The following is an 18,288-nucleotide window of genomic DNA, read 5'->3' as shown; positions in this document are numbered from 1 at the left end:
GTGCACTGCTCCGCATCTGGCAGGGTGGCGGGATGCCCACCGCCCGCGCGCGCGTCCGCGCCGAGATCACCGGCGAGATCGCCGACGCAGCCCGGCGCCAGCTGGCCGAGGTCGGCGCGGCCGCGCTGTCGCTGCGCGCCGTGGCGCGCGAGCTGGGCATGGCCTCCTCAGCCGTCTACCGCTACGTCCCGAGCCGCGACGACCTGCTCACCCGGCTGATCATCGACGGCTACGACGCCCTCGGCGCCGCCGCGGAAGGAGCGGACGACCCGGCGGCGGCTCCCCGGGACCGCTGGCTCGCGGTGTGCCGCGCGGTCCGGGCGTGGGCCCTCGCGCACCCGCACGAGTACGCGCTCCTCTACGGGTCCCCGGTGCCCGGCTACACCGCGCCGCGGGACACCGTGCCCGCCGCGGCCCGGGTCGGCGTCGTCCTGGGCCGGATCCTCGGGGACGCCGCGCGGGCCGGCGTGCTGCCCGAGGGGTCCGGCGAACGGGATCCGGCGCTGGTGAGCGACGAGACCGCCGCCGTCCTGGGCGGGTCGCACCCGGCCATCGACGAGGACGTGCGGGTGCGGGCCCTGCTCACCTGGAGCTCGCTGTTCGGGGTGATCAGCTTCGAGCTGTTCGGCCACTTCACGGGCTCCGTGGCGGACCACGACCGCTGGTTCGACCGCGCGGTGGGCGAGCTGGCCGGCACGCTCGGCCTCTGACCGGCCGCGAGCGGGCGCCGCCGCGTGCATCCGCCACCCCGGCGGGGTGAGGCCGACCAGACAGGCGCGGTCGCTGGTGGCGCCGGGGGGTCGTACGGCAGGCTGAGCACGGACCCCGGGCGGCGGGGAAGCGACGGGAGGAGCAGTCATCGAGAAGGCCGAGGCCGGCCGCGGCACGGTGCCGACCCCGGACGACGAGGCGCTCCCCGGCACCCCGTCGTGGTACGCGGTGCTGCACGACTCGTCGTTCATGTTCGCCGCGGTCTGCGACACCGCCGGGACGCTGCTCACCGCGAATCGGCTGACCGTGGAGGGCTGCGGCTTCGACCGGCGCGAGCACCTGGGCCGTCCCTTCTGGGAGGCCGGCTGGTGGGCGGTCGACCCCGAGGTGAGCGCCACGGTGCGCCGGTGGTGCCAGGAGGTGGCGGCCGGGGGCGAGCCGGTGCGCGCGGTCACCAGCTTCTTCCTCGCCGACGGCACGCGGCGCACCGCCGACCTCACCATGCAGCTGGTCCGCGACGGCGAGCAGCAGACGTTCCTCCTGGTCACCGGCATGGACATCACCGCCCGGCTGCAGGCCGAGCGGGTCACCGCCGAGGCGCGCGCGGCGGGCGTGGAGGCCTCCACGCTCCGCCAGATCGCCACCGCCCGGGCCCGTGACCTGGAGGTCCTCCGGGAGACCGAGGCCAAGCTGTCCCGCGCCCTCGCCATCACCGAGCGGGTGCTGGCCAACGTCGCCGACGGCATCTACGGCCTCGACATCGACGGCCGGGTGGAGTTCCTCAACCCCGCGGCGTCCCGGCTGACCGGCTACCCGCCGGAGGACCAGCTCGGCCGCGACCAGCACGCCCTGATCCACGGGCGCCGCCCGGACGGCTCGGAGTACCCGCGCGAGGAGTGCCCGGTGTGGCGGGCGCTGCGCACCGGCCGGACGGTGGTCGCCGACCACGAGACGCTCTGGCGCAGCGACGGCACGCCCATCCCGGTCGAGATGGTCGTCGTGCCCACCGTCGACGACGGCGTGCACACCGGCGTGGTGGTCTCCTTCCGCGACCTCACCGACCGGCTGGCCGCCCGGCGCCAGGCGGCGCAGCTGGAGGAGCTCGCCGCCCGGGTGGCCGCCGACCGCGCGCTGTCCGACCGGCTGCAGCAGTCGCTGCTCACCCCGCCACCGGAGCCCGACCACCTGCAGATCGCCGTCCGCTACAGCCCCGCGGCGCACGAGGCGCAGGTGGGCGGCGACTGGTACGACGCGTTCCTGCAGCCCGACGGCGCCACCATGCTGGTGATCGGCGACGTCGTCGGCCACGACAGCAGCGCGGCCGCGGCGATGGGCCAGGTCCGCGGGCTGCTGCGCGCCCTCGCCTACGCGGAGGAGAACGGCCCGGCCGCGACGCTCACCCGGGTGGAGCACGCCGCGCGCGGGCTGGCGGTCGCCACGCTGGCCACCGCCGTGCTGGCCCGGATCGAGCGCCATCCCGACGTGCCGGTGGCCGGCCGCCGGCTGCTCCGCTGGAGCAACGCCGGGCACCTGCCACCGATCCTGCTGGCACCCGACGGCAGGAGCACCCTGCTCACCAGCAAGCCCGAGCTGATGCTGGGCATCGACCCGGACGCGCCGCGCAGCGACCAGTCCGTCGACCTGCCCGACGCGCACACGCTGCTGCTGGTCACCGACGGCCTGGTCGAGCGCCGCGACATCGACCTCGATGAGGGGATCGAGCGGCTCCTCGACGCCCTGCGCGACCTCGGGGCCACACCGCTGGAGGAGCTGCTGGACACCGTCCTGGCCCGGCTGGTGCCGGAGGCCGGCGCCGACGACGTGGCCATCGTCGCCGTCCGCACCTTCCCGGAGGACCGGCCGCGCCCCGCCGAGGCCGGTCCCAACCGGCTGCCGTCCGGCATCGACTGATCCGCCGGACGCGACAGCGCCCGCCCCCCGCGTGCGGGGAACGGGCGCTGCCGTCGGACCGGTCCTCCGGGGAGGGGCGGTCTCAGGAGATCGCGACGGTCGTCTCGTTCAGGCCGACCTCGGCGGGGAGCACGCGCTCCCCCTTGCCGACCGCGGCCAGGGCACGCACCTTCCACTGGCCCGGCGCGGCGAAGAACCGGAACTCGCCCTCGGGGCTGGTGACGACCTCGGCGGTGAACTCGTCGGTCGAGTCCAGCAGCCGGACGTAGGCCCCGGCCACCGGTGCGCCGTCGTGCCACACCGAGCCCTGGATGACCGTCTGGGTGCTCAGGTCGATGCCCGCGAGGGCACCACCCTGCTTCGGGGCTCCGCACATGTCAGCTCACTTCTCGATCGGGACGCCGACGAGCGAGCCGTACTCGACCCAGCTGCCGTCGTAGTTCTTGACGTCGGTCTTGCCGAGCAGCTCGCGCAGGACGAACCAGGTGTGGCTCGAGCGCTCACCGATGCGGCAGTAGGCGATGGTCGGCTTGCTCTCGTCGTAGCCCTGCTCGGCGTAGAGCGCGGCGAGCTGCTCGTCGGACTTGAAGGTGCCGTCCTCGTTGGCCGCCTTGCTCCACGGGATGTTGATCGCGGTCGGCACGTGGCCGGCCTTCTGGGACTGCTCCTGCGGCAGGTGGGCGGGCGCGAGGATCTTGCCGGAGAACTCGTCGGGCGAACGCACGTCGACCAGGTTCTTGCTGCCGATCGCGGCCACGACCTCGTCGCGGAACGCGCGGATCGAGAGGTCCGGCTCGGCGGCCCGGTACGAGGTGGCCGGGCGCTCGACGGCGTCCTTGGACAGCGGGCGGCCGTCCAGCTCCCACTTCTTGCGGCCGCCGTCCATCAGCTTGACGTCGCCGTGGCCGTAGATCTTGAAGTACCAGTAGGCGTACGCGGCGAACCAGTTGTTGTTGCCGCCGTAGAGGACGACGGTGTCGTCGTTGGCGATGCCCCGGCTGGACAGCAGCGCCTCGAAGGCGCTCTTGTCCAGGTAGTCGCGGCGCAGCGGGTCCTGCAGGTCCTTCTTCCAGTCGAACTTGACGGCGCCCTCGAGGTGGCCGCCGTCGTAGGCGCTGGTGTCCTCGTCCACCTCGACGAGGACGATGCCGGGCTGGCCCAGGTGCTCCTGGACCCAGTCGACGGTGACGAGCACGTCGGTGCGACTCATGTGGTTCCTCCGGGGATCGGTGTGCAGGTGGTCGGCGCGGGCCGGCGGGCCCGCCGGGCATCAGGTGCAGCTCACCGCCGCGCACGGGTGCGGCAGGACGGTGCGGTCGTGTGCGGAGAAGACCTCCGGACGGCGGACGGGGCGCGTCTGGACGGTCGGGACCGACCTCAGGAGGTCGGACAGAGGCAGCTGCCGACGCGGCACAGGTCGACTGTGCGGCGCGAGGTCAGCAGGGTGCCCACGGCGCGAGAGTAGCCGATCACACCCGCACCCCCGCACGGGCGTCTACCAGAGCGGTCAGCTCCGCCGGCCGCGGCGCGCCGCTGGTGCGGGCGACGACCCGGCCCGCGCGGTCCAGGAAGAACAGCGTCGGCGTCTGCTGCACGCCGAGCTCCCGCACCTCCGCCAGGTGGCTCTCCGCGTCGACCTGCACGACGGCCAGCCCCGGGCGGGTGGCCTGCAGTCCCGCGAGCCGCGCCCTGGTGGCCCGGCAGGGACCGCAGAACGCGGTGGAGAACTGGACGACGGTCAGGTCCGCCGCCGCCGGGCGCACACCCAGCCGCGCGAACACCGCCGCCGGGTCCGCACCGTCTCCGTCCACCCGGGGTGCAACCGGCCCGCTGCGCCGGGCTATTCCGCCCGGAGCACCGCGTCGTCGGCCGCGACGCGCACGTCCACCCCGCGGGCAGCCGGGACGACACCGGTCAGCCGCAGCCCGAAAGGCAGCTCCACCGGGTAGCGCAGGTCGAGCAGGTCGGTGACCCGGCCGACCAGGACGCGGGGGACGTCGACCCCGGCACCGGCGGCGTGGTCGACGTCGATGACCAGCTCGTCGCCGTCCACGGCGACCGTGCCGATGGCGGTGAGCGGCATCGTGTGGCCGAGCAGCTCGACCGTCCGGGTGATCCGCAGCCCCGCGCCCTCGCGCGCCAGCGTCGTGTCCCCGCCGAGCTCGCGGGAGAGCAGGTCGTAGGAGAGCGTCGCGGTGCCGTCGATGCGCTCGACCGGCAGCTCGGCGACCTCGCCGGACAGGACCGCCGCGAGCGGCAGGTGCACGCCGCGCAGCGTGACGTCGGCGCGCGTCCCCTCCGGCTGCCGCAGCTGCTCGGCGGTCAGGGCGATGTGCACCTCCTCGTAGCGCCCGCCGGCCGCCTGGGTCAGGAACGGGAAGCCCCGGACGTCCACCTCCGGCCGTCCGGCCAGGCCGCCCTGGGCCGCCAGCTGGACGGCGACCTGGTCCTCGGCGACGCCCACCGCGATCCGGTCGAGCAGGACGCCGAGGCCGAGGAACAGCAGGACGAGGACGGCGAGGGCCTTCACAGCACGGTCAGCAGGCCGAGCGCCACCGGGGCGCACGCCGCGAACGGCAGCACGACCTGCACGACCGTCGGCGCCCACGGCGACAGCGCCTCCGCCTCACCCTCGGCCGTCGTCTCGACGGCGAGGTAGCTGCCGGCCACGGCGACCAGCGCCACGATCCCGGCGACGGCTCCCCCGAGGGCCAGCGCCCGCAGCTGTCCCAGCCCGGCCAGGTCGCGCACGGCCCACGCGGTCGCGGCGCCGGCCAGCACCGCCAGCACGGCGCCGGTCAGCCCCCGGGGGACGCCGGGGGCCAGCTGCGGCCGCGGCAGCACCTGGTCGGTGAGGTGGCCGACGAGCAGCGCGGCCCCGGCCACGAGCGCGGTCGTCACCAGCCGGCCGTCGTCGGACCGGGCGAGGAGCAGCAGCGCCGCGAGCGCGCCCACCGCGGTGAGCAGCACCGCCGACCCGGCCAGCGAGTCGACCAGGTCGTGCCGGGGGAAGCGCAGCATCTGCTGCAGCACGGCGGCGAGGAAGCCCACGCCGAGCACGGCGAGCAGCCCACCCAGCACCGGCTCCTCGGGCAGCACCACGGCCAGGTCCGCCGCGACGGCCGCGGCCGTGCCGACGGTCAGGGAGGCCGCGAACCCCTGCATCCCGGTGGCGAGCACCCAGGAGAGGACCAGCGCCAGTTGCAGCACGAGCACCGCGGCCAGGGCACCCAGGTCGCCGAGCGCCGCGGGGAGCCCGGCGAGCAGGCCCGCGGCGACCACCGCGAGGCCGGCGGCCGGAAGGTGGTGCGGCAGGGCCGGCGTCGGGGACGGGACGGCGCTGGAGCTCACGGGCCGATGTTGTCAGAAGCCCAGCGCCCGATCCGCTCGACGAGCGGAGCCGTCGCGCCGTTCTCCGCGTGCCCGAACCCCGGCACGACCCAGGCGGTGGCCGCCGGGCCCGCCGCCCGGACCAGCGACCGGAAGTGCTCGAGCGGGAAGAACTCGTCCCGGTCGCCGTGCACCAGCAGCAGCGGGGTGGGCGCGATCGCGCTGACCACCGCCAGCGGCGCCGGCGGCGCGGTCACCCACGGCTCGCCCAGGCGCACCCCGAACCGCCCCGCGACCCGCCGACCCGCCGTCGTCTCGATCAGCCAGTGCACCCGCCGCATGGGCCGGGTGTCCCGCACGTACCAGCGGCTCACCGCGCTGACGCTGACCACCGCGTCCGGGCGGTGCCGGCCCAGCACCGCCTGGCGCAGCACCGCACCGCCACCCATCGACAGGCCCAGGGTCACCACCGCAGCGGCGCCGTCGGCCCGGGCCGACCCCACCGCGGCATCGACGTCGGCCATCTCCTGGTCGCCGCCCGCGCCGGAGCGCCCACCGGACCGGCCGTGCCCCCGGAAGTCGAACGCCCGGACCTCGCCGAACCGGCGCAGCCGGCCCGCGAGGCGCAGGAAGGGCGGGTACCGCACGGAGTTGGAGAAGCCGTGTGCGACGACGAACGTCAGCGGCCGGGCCGCCGGCGGGCGCGGCCCGGGCGGAGCGGGTGGCACGACGATGCCGGAGAGGACCACGCCGTCCGGTGTGCGCAGCTCCACCGCGCGGGTCCCCTGCGGTTCCGGCTGCTCGACGGGCACGTCCGCTATCCTGCTCCCCACCTCGACAGCGTTGTCGTAGGTCCGGCCGGTACCCGCCGGCCCTGGACCCCTGAGGAGACGACATGCGACTCGTGCTCATGACTTCCGCGCGTCAGGCCACGACCGAGGTGCTGCCCGCCCTGGGGCTGCTCGGCCACCAGGTCCGCGTCGTGGCCCCCGAGCTCTCCAGCCTCCTCGACGGCGACTCCGGCGACGTCGTGCTGGTCGACGCCCGGCACGACCTCATCCGGGCGCGCACCCTGTGCGGGCTGCTCTCCTCCACCGGCGTGGCCGCGGCGCTGGTCGCGATCCTCTCCGAGGGCGGCCTGGTCGCCCTCTCCGCCGACTGGGGCGTCGACGACGTGCTGCTCGACACGGCCGGCCCCGCGGAGGTCGACGCCCGGCTCAAGTGGGCGACCGCCCGCCGGCTGGCCGCCGCGACCCCGGCCGACGGCGGTGACGGCGGCGTCACGCAGGCCGGCGAGCTGGTCATCGACGAGCACAGCTACTCCGCGAAGCTGCGCGGCCGCCCGCTCGACCTCACCTACAAGGAGTTCGAGCTGCTGAAGTACCTCGCCCAGCACCCGGGCCGGGTCTTCTCGCGGGCGCAGCTGCTCCAGGAGATCTGGGGCTACGACTACTTCGGTGGCACCCGCACCGTCGACGTCCACGTCCGGCGGCTCCGGGCCAAGCTGGGCACCGAGCACGAGGCGCTGATCGGCACCGTGCGCAACGTCGGCTACAAGCTCGACCAGCAGGTGGCCGACGCCACCGCCAGGGCCGCCCGGGCGGAGACCGACGCCGAACTGGTCTGATGACCGGGTGAGCGCTCCTCCCGACGTCGACGGCGTCCTCGCACTGCTGCGCGCCGCCACGGCGGCCGACGGCGTCCGCCCGGTCTCCGAGGAGGCCGAGCTCCGGCTCCAGCACGGCGGCCCCGGCGGGCACGACCTCGTCGTCCGCGACGCCGACGGCGCGCCGGCCGGCTACGCGCGGCTCGACGACGGCACCGCCGAGCTGGTGGTCCACCCCGGGCTGCGGCGGCGCGGGCACGGTACGACGCTGCTGCGCCGGCTGCTCGAGCTCTCCGGCGACCGCGGGCTGAGCATCTGGGCGCACGGCGACCTGCCCGGTTCGGCCGAGCTGCTCGCCCCGCACGGTTTCGACCGCGCCCGGGTGCTGCTGCAGATGCGCCGGGACCTGGCCGGCGTCGACCCGGACCCCCGGCCGGAGCTGCCCGCCGACGTGCGCGTGCTGCCCTTCCGGCCCGGCCGGGACGAGGAGGCGTGGCTGCGGGTCAACGCCCGCGCCTTCGCCTGGCACCCGGAGCAGGGCCGGATGACCCGCGCGGACCTCGAGCTGCGCGAGGCGGAGCCCTGGTTCGACCCCGCGGGCTTCCTCATGGCCTGGCGCGGGGACCCCGACGGGGGCGGCGCGCTGCTCGGCTCGCACTGGACGAAGGTGCACCCGCCCGGCAGCGTCGGCGGCACGGCGGCGGACGAGGCGATCGGCGAGGTGTACGTGCTCGGCGTCGACCCGGACGCCCAGGGGCTGCGGCTGGGTCGGGCGCTCACCGACCTGGGGCTGGCGCACCTGCGCGGCCGGGGGCTCGGCCAGGTCCTGCTCTACGTCGAGGAGGACAACGAGGCGGCGGTGCGGCTGTACGAGAAGCGAGGCTTCTCCCGGTTCGCCGTCGACGTCGCCTGGCACCGCGAGCCGCCGGTCTCCTGAGCCCGCCCGGCGGCTGCCGGGCAGCGGTCAGGACGAGCCGGGACCCGGGGACGGGCAGCTCCCCCGCCGCACCGGGCGGTCGTCGTCCTCCCCGAGGAGGTGCTCCCGGATGAGGGCCTTCGGGTGGTAGCGGCGCAGGTCGACGTCGCGGAGGTGGTCGAAGTCCTCGCCGAGGGTGTCGTGCAGCTGACCGCGCACCCCGGCCACCGCACCCCGCACCCGCTCGAGGCCGCCGGCGGCGTCCCTGGCCAGGTCCGGCAGCCGCTCCGGGCCGAAGATGAACAGGGCGGCCAGGCCGAGGACGACGAGCTCGCCCCATCCGATGGAGTTGAACACCAGCGCTCCTCCCAGATCGATCAGCGGACCGGGGTCACCCCGCGACGGGGACCGCCCGGCGGACGACGGCGGCGGTGGCGATCTCCTCGGCCCACCTGCGGACCGCCTCCCGGTCCCGGAGATCGCCGGCCGCGCCGGCGGCCGGCCAGGCGCTCCGCTCGGCGGCCGACAGCAGCCGTCGCTCGAGCCGGCCGGGGAAGACCCGGTGGCCGCGCGCCTCGATCCAGTCCCCCAGCAGGCCCGCGTCCCGGTCGCCGTCCCCGGTGCACCCCGACCGGCCGCCCCCCAGGCCGCTGGAGAACAGCCACGTCGGGCGGCGGCGCAGCTCCGGGGCGACCGCGTCGACGTAGCGCCGGGCCGGCTCCAGCCAGCGGCCCTCGTAGACGGCGCTGCCGAGCACGACCGCGTCGAAGCCGGCCGGGTCGGGCTGCAGCTCGACGGGGGCGAGGGTCGCGGACAACCGGCCGCCGCCGCCCGCTGCGGATGCGGTCAGGCACCGGGCCAGCTCGGCCGCGATCTCCCTGGTCGATCCGTGCCGGCTGGCGAAGGCCACCAGGACGCGGGGCCCGCCGCCACCGGTCGCCCAGGGCGGGGTCAGGAGAGCCGTGGTCCCGGGTGCGGGGGCCGGGACGACGGGCGTGGTGCCGGGCAGCGCTCCAGGACCCGTCACCAGGGAGTCGGTCATGACCGAGCACGTTAGGCGGCACGCGACGGCGTCGACGTGAACGCCGGAGGAACACCCGCCGACCACCGCAGGCGGCTCGGACCGCGCTCCTCCGGCCGGTCCCTCGCCGGGCGGACGCGGGACCCCGACCGTTGTCCGGAGGTTCGCCCTCGGGCCGTCCCGGCGCCTCCTCCCGTGCCTAACGTCCGACAGGCCCTGGGGCCACCCCAGCCCCTAGGACCACACAAGGAGAAGCGGTTCATGACCACCTCGTTCGATCGACGCAAGTTCCTGCAGCGCGGCGCAGCGGTGACCGCCGGGACCATGCTGGCCAGCGGCACCCAGCTCCTGGGAGCGCACGGCGCACTGGCCGCCCCGGGCCGGCGCGGCCAGGAGCTCAAGGCCCCGGACAACGGCGGCTACGGCCCGCTGCAGCCCACCGAGGACCGGACCACCGGGCTGACCCTGCTCCACCTGCCGGCCGGCTTCGAGTACGCGTCGTTCGGCCACGCGGCCGAGTACGCCGCCGCCCTCGGCCTGCCGGCGGCCGTCGGCTCCGACGGCTACCCCACCCCCGGCCGGCACGACGGCATGGCGACCTTCACCGAGCCGCAGAGCCACCGGGGCATCATCAAGCTGGTCCGCAACCACGAGCAGGGCTACTCGCCGATCGACGCGGGACAGGAGCCGGGGGACTACACCGGCCGCGACTACGACCGCGACCTGATCGGGGACCCGGAGACCGCCTACGACCCGGTGGCCGCCGGTGGGACGACGACCCTGACCTTCGACACGCGTTCGCTGACGCTGGTCGACAGCTTCATCAGCCTCAACGGCACGTCGGTCAACTGCGCCGGCGGTCCGACGCCCTGGGGCTCCTGGCTGAGCTGCGAGGAGACGGTCAACGGGACCCAGAACGGATTCACCGAGAACCACGGCTACATCTTCGAGGTGCCGGCCAACGCCCCCGACCGGAAGCGGAGCCGCGGTCCGTTCCGGGAGATGGGCCGGTTCGCGCACGAGGCGGTGGCCGTCGACCCGGCGAACGGGACCGTCTACGAGACCGAGGACAGCGGCACGTCCTCCGGCTTCTACCGCTTCCTCCCGAACAAGCCGGGCTACCTGGCCGAGGGCGGCACCCTCCAGATGCTCGCCGTCAAGGGTTCTCCCCAGCTGGCGACGTACGAGGGCCAGAGCGACCGCGTGGGGCAGCCGATGCAGGTCGAGTGGGTCACCATCGACGACCCGGACCCGGCCGACATCACCCGGGCGTCGGTCTTCAACCAGGGCTTCGCCAAGGGTGGCGCCGCCTTCGCCCGGCTGGAGGGCTGCTGGTACGACGGGGGCAGCATCTTCTTCAACGCCACCAGCGGCGGTGACGCCGAGTGCGGCCAGGTGTGGGAGTTCCGGCCGCGCGGCCGCTGCGGCGGCCAGCTGATCCTGCTCTTCGAGTCCCCCTCGCCCGAGGTGCTGGACGCGCCGGACAACCTGACCGTCAGCCCGCGCGGCGGGCTGGTCCTGTGCGAGGACGGCGGCGACGAGCAGTACGTCCGCGCGCTCAACGAGCGCGGCGAGATCTTCGACTTCGCGCGGAACAGCATCGAGGGCGAGGAGTCGGACATGAACAACGAGTTCGCCGGGGCCTGCTTCAGCCCGGACGGCGAGGTCCTGTTCGTCAACATCCAGACCCCGGGTGTCAGCTTCGCCATCCGCGGCCCCTGGGAGAAGGGCGCCATCTGATCCCGGGTGCACCCGCGCGGCCCCTGCCCGCGCGCTGACGCACCGATCGACGACTGCGCCCCGGCCTCCCCGACGGATGCCGGGGCGCAGTGGTGTCCCCGATCACGGGAGTCGTGCAGCGTGACCGGTGCCACGCATGATCATCAAGATCCTCGGCGCCCGTTCACCGGCCGTTCACCTCGGCACGGGGAGCCCGCCACCTGGGCTCCCTACCGTCCTCCTCGTCGGTCCAACGCTGCCCGGAACGGGTCCGGGCGAACCTGAGAGGCCCTGAGTTGAAGCTCAGCACCAAGACGCGCGCCACCACGCTCTCCGTGGCGCTCGCCAGCACCCTCGCGCTCGCCGCTTGCGGTGCCTCGAACGAGTCCGAGACCGCCGGCGGCGGCAGCGACACCGGCAGCGGCGGCGGCAGCGAGCTGAGCGGCACGCTCGTCGGCGCGGGCTCCAGCGCCCAGCAGGCGGCCATGCAGGGCTGGGCCGCCGGGTACAACAGCGTCCAGCCCGACGTCACCGTCAACTACGACCCGGTCGGCTCGGGCGGCGGCCGGGAGCAGTTCCTCGCCGGCGGTACCGACTTCGCCGGCTCCGACGCGGCGCTGGACGAGGAGGAGCTCGCGCAGGCGGAAGAGCGCTGCGGCCCGTCCGGGGTCTTCGAGATGGTGAACTACATCGCGCCGATCGCGGTCGTCTACAACCTCGAGGGCGTCGACGAGCTGAACCTGTCGCCCGAGACGGTCGCCGGCATCTTCAACCAGCAGATCACCAACTGGAACGACCCGGCGATCGCCGCCGACAACCCCGACGCCACGCTGCCCGACCTGCCGATCACGCCGGTGAACCGTGCGGACGACTCCGGCACCACGGACAACTTCACCGAGTACCTGGCCGCCGCGGCCGCCGACGCCTGGCCGCACGAGCCGGACGGCGTCTGGCCGGTTCCCGGCGGCGAGGCCGCCCAGGGCACCTCCGGTGTCGTCAGCGCGGTCGGCGCCGGCAACGGCGCCATCGGCTACGCCGACCTGAGCCAGGCCGGCGACCTCGGTGTCGCCAACATCGGCGTGGGCGAGGAGTTCGTCGCGCCGTCCGCCGAGGCCGCCGCCGCCGTCGTCGAGAACTCCCAGACGGTCGAGGGTCGAGGCGAGTATGACTTCGCCATCGAGCTCGCCCGTGACACGACGGAATCCGGCAACTACCCGATCGTGCTGGTCAGCTACCACATCGGCTGCATCGAGTACGACGAGCAGGAGACCGCGGACCTGGTCAAGGACTTCATGGGCTACGTGATCAGCGAGGAGGGTCAGCAGGCCGCGGCCGACGCCGCCGGCTCGGCGCCCATCTCGGACGGTCTCCGCGAGCAGAACCAGTCGGCGATCGACGCGATCACCGCCGGCTGATCCGGCACCATCAGTGACGGCCCGGAGCGTCTGAGACGCTCCGGGCCGTCACTCCGCCCGCCACAGGCGGGCATCCCCGACGGGCACCTACCGACGCGCAGCAGACGGAGCAGCGGTGACAGTCACCAGTCCCCCGCAGGAACCGACGGCACCCAGGGCCGTACGGCGGCCCGGCGACCGGATCTTCTCCGGCGGCGCCAAGGGCGCCGGGATCCTCATCCTCCTCATCCTCGCCGGGGTGACCGTCTTCCTCCTCGCCGAGTCCCTCCCGGCGCTGACCGCGTCGGCAGAGGAACTCCCGGGAGAGGGTGGGCTGGTCTCCTACGTCTGGCCGCTGATCTTCGGCACCCTGCTGTCCGCCACGATCGCCCTGCTGGTGGCCACCCCGCTCGCGGTCGGCATCGCGCTCTTCATCACCCACTACGCGCCCCGCCGGCTCGCGCAGGTCCTCGGCTACGTCGTCGACCTCCTGGCTGCGATCCCGAGCATCGTCTACGGCTTCTGGGGCATCGCCTGGCTCGCCCCGCGGCTCGTCCCCTTCTACCGCTGGCTCGAGGAGAACCTGGGCTTCATCCCGTTGTTCGCCGGCCCGGTCTCAGCCACCGGGCGGACGATGCTCACCATCGGGCTGGTCCTCGCGGTCATGATCCTGCCGATCGTCAGCGCCATCTCTCGTGAGGTCTTCACGCAGGTCCCCACGCTGCACACGGAGGCCGCGCTGGCCCTGGGCGCCACCCGCTGGGAGATGATCAGAATGGCGGTGATCCCCTACGGCAAGAGCGGCGTCATCGGTGGCGCCATGCTGGGCCTGGGCCGGGCGCTGGGCGAGACCATGGCGGTCGCCATCATCCTCTCCGGCTCGGCCGCAGGGATCACCTTCGCCCTGATTTCCAGCGCCAACCCGCAGACGATCGCGGCCAACATCGCGCTGCAGTTCCCGGAGTCCACCGGGCTGGACGTCAACACGCTGATCGCCAGCGGCCTGGTGCTGTTCGTGATCACGCTCCTGGTCAACATGCTCGCCCGCTGGATCGTCAACCGCCGGGCCGACTTCTCCGGAGCCAACTGATGAGCACGTCGATCCAGCAGCGCAACACCGGTACCGGACCCCACGACGCGCCTCCCGAGCGGCGCGGCGACGGCAAGCTCCCCCGGTGGGCGCCGTGGGCCTGCTTTGCCGCGGCCCTGGCGCTGGCGTTCCTCCTGGGCGCCCTGACCAGCTCGAACATCGTGCTGCTGGTCATCTACACCGTGGTCCTGGGCACCATCGCGGTCTACGTGATCTCACGGGTCGTCGAAGGTCACCGACGGGCCACGGACCGGCTCGTGACCTGCCTGGTCGTGACCGCCTTCGGCATCGCCATGGTGCCGCTGGTGTCGCTGGCGTACGAGGTCATCCGTCGCGGTGCCGAACGGTTCGACGGCGAGTTCTTCGGCGCGTCCCTCCAGGGCGTGATCGGTGAGGGCGGCGGTGCGTACCACGCCATCATGGGCACGCTCATCATCACCCTGCTGACCACGGCCATCTCGGTGCCGATCGGACTGATGACCGCCATCTACCTCGTCGAGTACGGCAGCGGCCGCCTCAAGCGGTCGATCACCTTCTTCGTCGACGTCATGACCGGCATCCCCTCGATCGTCGCCGGCCTCTTCGCCTATGCCCTCTTCGTCATCTTCTTCGGCCCGGGGATCCGGCTCGGCATCATGGGCGCCGTGGCGCTGTCGGTCCTGATGATCCCGGTGGTGGTCCGCTCCGCCGAGGAGGTCCTCAAGCTCGTACCGAACGAACTGCGCGAGGCCAGCTACGCACTCGGGGTGCCCAAGTGGCGCACCATCCTGAAGGTCGTCATCCCCACGGCGATCGCGGGCCTCGGGACCGGCGTCACGCTGGCCATCGCGCGAGTGATCGGCGAGACCGCACCGCTGCTGGTGACGGTCGGCATCACGAACGGCACCAACCTGAACCCCTTCGAGGGTCGCATGGCCACCCTGCCGGTGTACGCCTTCTACCAGCTGACCCAGCCAGGTGTGCCGCCGCAGAACGCCATCGACCGCGCCTGGACAGCGGCACTCATCCTCATCATGCTGGTGATGGGCCTCAATGTGGTCGCCCGCGTGATCAGCCGCGTCTTCGCTCCCAAGACCAGTCGCTGAGCTTCATCCACCCAGGAAGGGACCACTCGTGGCCAAGCGCATCGAGGTGTCGGACCTCGACATCTACTACGGCAAGTTCCTCGCCGTCCAGGGCGTGAACGTCTCGATCGAGCCGCGCAGCATCACAGCTCTGATCGGACCCTCCGGCTGCGGTAAGTCCACGTTCCTGCGTGCGCTGAACCGGATGCACGAGGTCATCCCCGGGGCACGGGTGGAGGGCAAGGTCGTCATGGACGGCCAGGACCTCTACGGGCCGGATTCCGACCCGGTGACCGTCCGCCGTCACATCGGCATGGTCTTCCAGCGGCCGAACCCGTTCCCGACGATGTCCATCTCCGACAACGTCGCGGCTGGGATGCGGCTGAACGCCAAGAGGATGAGCAAGTCGGACACCGACGACCTCGTCGAGCGCTCGCTGCGCGGGGCCAACCTGTGGGAAGAGGTCAAGGACCGCCTCGACCGGCCCGGTTCCAGCCTCTCCGGCGGGCAGCAGCAGCGGCTCTGCATCGCCCGCGCGATCGCGGTCGAGCCCGACGTGCTGCTCATGGACGAGCCCTGCTCGGCCCTGGACCCGATCTCCACGCTGGCCATCGAGGACCTGATGACCGAGCTCAAGGAGAAGTTCACGATCGTCATCGTCACCCACAACATGCAGCAGGCCGCGCGCGTGAGCGAGCAGACCGGCTTCTTCAACCTCAACGGCGTGGGCCAGCCCGGCCGGCTGATCGAGTTCAACCCGACCGAGAAGATCTTCAGCAACCCGGACGAGAAGGCGACCGAGGACTACATCTCCGGCCGCTTCGGCTGAGCCGGCTCACGCGCAGCTGACGGTGGCCGCCTCCCGCTGGGGGGCGGCCACCGGCGTGTCCGCAGCCGGTTCCGCGGCCACCGGGCCGCCGATCTCCACCGGCACGACGCCGGCGTAGCCCGGGCCGATCACCAGCTGCACCGAGTTCCCGATCGAGTCGCTCTCCTGGAGCACCGAGCCGGGCACCGCGGCGGCCACGGTGCGGGCCCGCTCGAACGCCGACGGGCCGTACCGGACCACGCTCTCGTTGACCGTGCCCGCTTCGTTGCCGACCGCGCCGACGCCGTAGCCCTGGCCGCGGAGCTCGTCGGCGACCGTCGCGGCCAGCCCGGCGGTGCCGGTCCCGTTCAGCACGTCGACGGCGACCTCCGCCGGCGGGACGACCAGCGGCGCCGACCCGGCGGGCACCTCCGGCTGGGGAGCGGCCTCGGGCGCGGCCGCCTGCTCGGTGCGCTGCCCCTCCACGACCTCGGCCGGCAGCTGAGCGCCGTCGATGATCTCGTCGAACAGCGATCGGGTGGCCGGCGCGTCGAGGATCACGAAGGCATCCTCGGTGCCGGCCGGCACGTAGCCCACCTGCGCGACCGGCAACCCGGCCCGCTGGACCGCGTCGCCCGAGAGGTCGCCGAGCGTGCCGGCGAGCACCCGCAGGTCGCCGAGCGTCGTCTGGTCGTCGACCGTGAGCGCGTCCGAGGCCCGGGTCAGGAACCGGGTCAGCGTCACCGGGTCGAGCAGCGTGTCGGCGGACATCGCCGCGCGCAGCGTGGAGGTGAGCAGCCGCTGTGCCCGCTCGGCGACGGCCGCCCCGGTGACGTCGGCACCGCTGTCCCCCGGCTGCAGGAAGCCCGACGCCGCCGGCCCGGACAGCTCGGAGGGGCCGGGCGGGGGCGGTGTGGCGGCGGCCGCGGTCGCCTCCGACGGCACGACGCACACCGGCACGCCACCGAGCGAGTCCACCATCCCGGGCAGGTCGGCGAGGTCGACGCCGAGGTAGTGGTCGATCCGCAGACCGGACAGCTGCTGGACGGCCCGGACCATGCAGGCCGGCCCGCCCTCGAGCAGGGAACTGGCGAACGCCTCCGTGGCCGGGTCCCGCAGGTCGCCGTCCGGCGTGCGGCAGGTCGGGGTGTCCACCAGGGCCGTGGGCGGCACGCTCACCAGCACCGCGCGGTCGCCCTCGGCGGCCACCGAGACCACCAGGGTCGCGACCGACGCCGCCCCGGTCTGCCCCGGGATGCCGGTGCCGACGACGAGGTAGGTCTCGGCGGCCTCCTGGAGCTCGGGGGCGAGCACCTCGGCACCGTCGAGGGCGAGCACGTCCACCCGGTCGATGCGCTGGTCGACGTAGAAGTAGAGCGCCAGGTGGTACAGGACGACGACGCCCACGATGCCGGCGAGGGCGATCGCCGCGCGCCCGACGCGGCGACGTCCGGGGCTGCGCGGCGGGCGGGGGGCGGGGCGGAGCCGGGTGGCTCCCGACGGTCGCGGCGGAGCGAGCCCGGGCAGCGGCGGGATCGGGCCGCTGCGCCGGGAGGGGCGCTCGTCGGGCGCCCAGTCGGCCGGGGACCGGCCGGGCACCGGGGGCAGCCCGGACCGGGCCCCGGGAACGGGCGGCAGCCCCGGCTCTGCCCCCGGGACGGGCGGCAGCCCCGGCTCGGCCCCGGGAACGGGCGGCAGCCCCGGTTGCGCCGACGGGACCGGCGGCAGGCCCGCCTGCGGTCCGGGCGGCCGGCTCGCGCCCGGTACCGGGGGCAGCCCGGCACGGACGGCGGGGGCGTCGTCGGGCCGGGCGGGGCCCGTGTCCGGCTTCGCTGCGGCGCGACGGCCGAACCGCCCGGCCTGCTCGCCTGCCTCCGGCGTCGCGCGCGTGGCGCCACCGGCGCGGCCGTTCGCGGCGCCCCGGCGGGCGGCGCGCCGGTTGCCGACCGCGCTGCCCTGCCGGGCGATCAGCTGCTCGACGGTGACCGGCTCGGCGGCGCTCCCCTGGGCGGTGCGCCCGTGGCGGGTGCGTCCGGGGACGTCGCGGTCGCCCGCGCCGCCCCGCGTCGGCTGATCCCCCAAGGTGTCGACACCTTCTCGTCGTCCGCTCGTCCGTTTGCCGTCGGCCCACGATACGGGCGGACGGGCGTGGGCCACGCCGACGCGCGGCAGCCGGTGACACGAGGGGGTCAATGGAATGGTGGCCCACCGGCGCACTGCGTAGCGTTCCCCCGGTGCGCCTCCCTTCCGTGCCCGGCCCCTCCGACGTCGTCGCGCTGGTAGGCGGCGTGCGGGACGGCGTCGGTGACGCCGTCGCCCTCGTCTCGCGCGCCGCGGCCGCCCTCGGCCAGCTCGAGGCACTGCTCGGCCGGGTGTCGGGCGTCGTCGACCGGGTGGACACGCTGCTGGACCACGCGGACGGGGCGATCGCGCGCATCGACGCCACCCGCGCCGGCGCGGACGAGGCGATCGCCGCGGTCGGGGTGACCAGGCAGCACGCCGACGACGCGATCGCCGCGGTGAACCAGACCCGTGCCAAGGCCGACGACGCCATCAGCGCCATGGACCAGACCCGCGGCAAGGCCGACGACGCCATCGACGCCATGAACCAGACCCGCGGCAAGGCCGACGACGCCATCAGCGCCATGAACCAGACCCGCGGCAAGGCCGACGACGCCATCGACGCCATGGACCAGACCCGCGGCAAGGCCGACGACG

At 74.3% G+C, this 18,288-nt stretch carries 18 protein-coding genes and 1 pseudogene; 10 read left to right on the top strand and 9 right to left on the bottom strand.

Annotated elements, in window-relative coordinates:
• Positions 1 to 32 precede the first annotated feature (32 nt).
• Entirely contained in the window at positions 33 to 710 is a 678-nt protein-coding gene (locus tag O2W17_RS11990) for a TetR/AcrR family transcriptional regulator (RefSeq protein WP_269192666.1), read from the top strand.
• Positions 711 to 888: 178 nt separating this feature from the next.
• Complete coding sequence (locus tag O2W17_RS11985; protein ID WP_269192665.1) at positions 889 to 2,622, top strand: SpoIIE family protein phosphatase; 1,734 nt, start codon at positions 889 to 891, stop codon at positions 2,620 to 2,622.
• 82 nt (positions 2,623 to 2,704) lie between these two features.
• Here O2W17_RS11985 and O2W17_RS11980 read toward each other — a convergent pair whose 3' ends face one another.
• The 6 genes from O2W17_RS11980 to O2W17_RS11955 all read right to left on the bottom strand — a co-directional run bounded on the left by O2W17_RS11980 (position 2,705) and on the right by O2W17_RS11955 (position 6,764).
• Positions 2,705 to 2,998 carry a DUF1416 domain-containing protein gene (locus O2W17_RS11980; RefSeq protein ID WP_269192664.1) on the bottom strand — a complete coding sequence of 98 codons (294 nt, stop codon included), beginning with the start codon at positions 2,996 to 2,998 and terminating at the stop codon, positions 2,705 to 2,707.
• Positions 2,999 to 3,004: 6 nt separating this feature from the next.
• Positions 3,005 to 3,832: a sulfurtransferase gene (locus O2W17_RS11975; protein WP_269192663.1), complete on the bottom strand. Its 828-nt coding sequence runs from the start codon at positions 3,830 to 3,832 to the stop codon at positions 3,005 to 3,007.
• A 259-nt stretch (positions 3,833 to 4,091) separates the two neighbouring features.
• The gene (locus O2W17_RS11970) at positions 4,092 to 4,433 is read right to left on the bottom strand and encodes a TlpA family protein disulfide reductase (RefSeq protein WP_269192662.1); all 342 of its coding nucleotides are present in this window, start codon (positions 4,431 to 4,433) and stop codon (positions 4,092 to 4,094) included.
• A gap of 29 nt (positions 4,434 to 4,462) precedes the next feature.
• Positions 4,463 to 5,152 carry an LmeA family phospholipid-binding protein gene (locus O2W17_RS11965; RefSeq protein WP_269192661.1) on the bottom strand — a complete coding sequence of 230 codons (690 nt, stop codon included), beginning with the start codon at positions 5,150 to 5,152 and terminating at the stop codon, positions 4,463 to 4,465.
• Complete coding sequence (locus tag O2W17_RS11960; RefSeq protein ID WP_269192660.1) at positions 5,149 to 5,973, bottom strand: hypothetical protein; 825 nt, start codon at positions 5,971 to 5,973, stop codon at positions 5,149 to 5,151. The genes O2W17_RS11965 and O2W17_RS11960 overlap by 4 nt, the downstream gene beginning before the upstream one ends.
• Positions 5,970 to 6,764, bottom strand: coding sequence for an alpha/beta hydrolase (locus O2W17_RS11955; protein ID WP_269192659.1), 795 nt, complete (start codon positions 6,762 to 6,764; stop codon positions 5,970 to 5,972). Before O2W17_RS11955 ends, O2W17_RS11960 begins: the two co-directional genes overlap by 4 nt.
• 83 nt (positions 6,765 to 6,847) lie before the next feature.
• Between O2W17_RS11955 and O2W17_RS11950 the strand changes: the two genes are divergently transcribed.
• Both O2W17_RS11950 and mshD read left to right on the top strand, forming a co-directional pair.
• Positions 6,848 to 7,579, top strand: coding sequence for a winged helix-turn-helix transcriptional regulator (locus O2W17_RS11950; protein ID WP_269192658.1), 732 nt, complete (start codon positions 6,848 to 6,850; stop codon positions 7,577 to 7,579).
• A gap of 7 nt (positions 7,580 to 7,586) precedes the next feature.
• Complete coding sequence (mshD, locus tag O2W17_RS11945; RefSeq protein ID WP_269192657.1) at positions 7,587 to 8,495, top strand: mycothiol synthase; 909 nt, start codon at positions 7,587 to 7,589, stop codon at positions 8,493 to 8,495.
• A 27-nt stretch (positions 8,496 to 8,522) separates the two neighbouring features.
• Here the strand turns inward: mshD and O2W17_RS11940 are convergent, their stop codons facing one another.
• Together O2W17_RS11940 and O2W17_RS11935 are read right to left on the bottom strand one after the other, a co-directional pair.
• A complete protein-coding gene (locus O2W17_RS11940; RefSeq protein WP_269192656.1) occupies positions 8,523 to 8,831 on the bottom strand; it encodes a twin-arginine translocase TatA/TatE family subunit in 309 nt (102 codons plus the stop codon).
• Positions 8,832 to 8,865: 34 nt separating this feature from the next.
• On the bottom strand, positions 8,866 to 9,516 hold the full coding sequence (locus O2W17_RS11935; protein ID WP_269192655.1) for a flavodoxin domain-containing protein: 651 nt from the start codon (positions 9,514 to 9,516) through the stop codon (positions 8,866 to 8,868).
• A gap of 240 nt (positions 9,517 to 9,756) precedes the next feature.
• On the opposite strand from O2W17_RS11935, the gene O2W17_RS11930 reads away from it, so the two are divergent.
• The 5 genes from O2W17_RS11930 (at position 9,757) to pstB (ending at position 15,591) form a co-directional block, all read left to right on the top strand.
• Positions 9,757 to 11,235 carry a PhoX family protein gene (locus O2W17_RS11930; RefSeq protein ID WP_269192654.1) on the top strand — a complete coding sequence of 493 codons (1,479 nt, stop codon included), beginning with the start codon at positions 9,757 to 9,759 and terminating at the stop codon, positions 11,233 to 11,235.
• Between the two features lie 275 nt (positions 11,236 to 11,510).
• A complete protein-coding gene (pstS, locus tag O2W17_RS11925; RefSeq protein WP_269192653.1) occupies positions 11,511 to 12,629 on the top strand; it encodes a phosphate ABC transporter substrate-binding protein PstS in 1,119 nt (372 codons plus the stop codon).
• A 115-nt stretch (positions 12,630 to 12,744) separates the two neighbouring features.
• The gene (gene pstC / locus O2W17_RS11920; protein WP_269192652.1) at positions 12,745 to 13,698 is read left to right on the top strand and encodes a phosphate ABC transporter permease subunit PstC; all 954 of its coding nucleotides are present in this window, start codon (positions 12,745 to 12,747) and stop codon (positions 13,696 to 13,698) included.
• On the top strand, positions 13,698 to 14,783 hold the full coding sequence (gene pstA / locus O2W17_RS11915; protein ID WP_269192651.1) for a phosphate ABC transporter permease PstA: 1,086 nt from the start codon (positions 13,698 to 13,700) through the stop codon (positions 14,781 to 14,783). The genes pstC and pstA overlap by 1 nt, the downstream gene beginning before the upstream one ends.
• Before the next feature lie 28 nt (positions 14,784 to 14,811).
• On the top strand, positions 14,812 to 15,591 hold the full coding sequence (pstB, locus tag O2W17_RS11910; RefSeq protein ID WP_269192650.1) for a phosphate ABC transporter ATP-binding protein PstB: 780 nt from the start codon (positions 14,812 to 14,814) through the stop codon (positions 15,589 to 15,591).
• A gap of 6 nt (positions 15,592 to 15,597) precedes the next feature.
• Here the strand turns inward: pstB and O2W17_RS11905 are convergent, their stop codons facing one another.
• Positions 15,598 to 17,652, bottom strand: coding sequence for an LCP family protein (locus O2W17_RS11905; protein ID WP_269192649.1), 2,055 nt, complete (start codon positions 17,650 to 17,652; stop codon positions 15,598 to 15,600).
• Positions 17,653 to 17,804: 152 nt separating this feature from the next.
• Between O2W17_RS11905 and O2W17_RS11900 the strand changes: the two are divergent.
• Positions 17,805 to 18,288, top strand: a pseudogene (locus tag O2W17_RS11900) (hypothetical protein); the annotation flags it as partial.

The sequence above is a fragment of the Blastococcus sp. VKM Ac-2987 genome (assembly GCF_026967805.1).
Classification (GTDB): Bacteria; Actinomycetota; Actinomycetes; order Mycobacteriales; family Geodermatophilaceae; genus Blastococcus.
This window is presented reverse-complemented; position numbering and strand designations above follow the sequence as displayed.

Excerpts from the sequence above, each read along its gene's own strand:
- O2W17_RS11990 (WP_269192666.1), top strand. The coding sequence starts at position 33 with ATGCCCACCGCCCGCGCGCGCGTCCGCGCCGAGATCACCGGCGAGATC.
- O2W17_RS11980 (WP_269192664.1), bottom strand. The coding sequence starts at position 2,998 with ATGTGCGGAGCCCCGAAGCAGGGTGGTGCCCTCGCGGGCATCGACCTG.
- O2W17_RS11975 (WP_269192663.1), bottom strand. The coding sequence starts at position 3,832 with ATGAGTCGCACCGACGTGCTCGTCACCGTCGACTGGGTCCAGGAGCAC.
- O2W17_RS11950 (WP_269192658.1), top strand. The coding sequence starts at position 6,848 with ATGCGACTCGTGCTCATGACTTCCGCGCGTCAGGCCACGACCGAGGTG.
- O2W17_RS11935 (WP_269192655.1), bottom strand. The coding sequence starts at position 9,516 with ATGACCGACTCCCTGGTGACGGGTCCTGGAGCGCTGCCCGGCACCACG.
- O2W17_RS11930 (WP_269192654.1), top strand. The coding sequence starts at position 9,757 with ATGACCACCTCGTTCGATCGACGCAAGTTCCTGCAGCGCGGCGCAGCG.
- pstA (WP_269192651.1), top strand. The coding sequence starts at position 13,698 with ATGAGCACGTCGATCCAGCAGCGCAACACCGGTACCGGACCCCACGAC.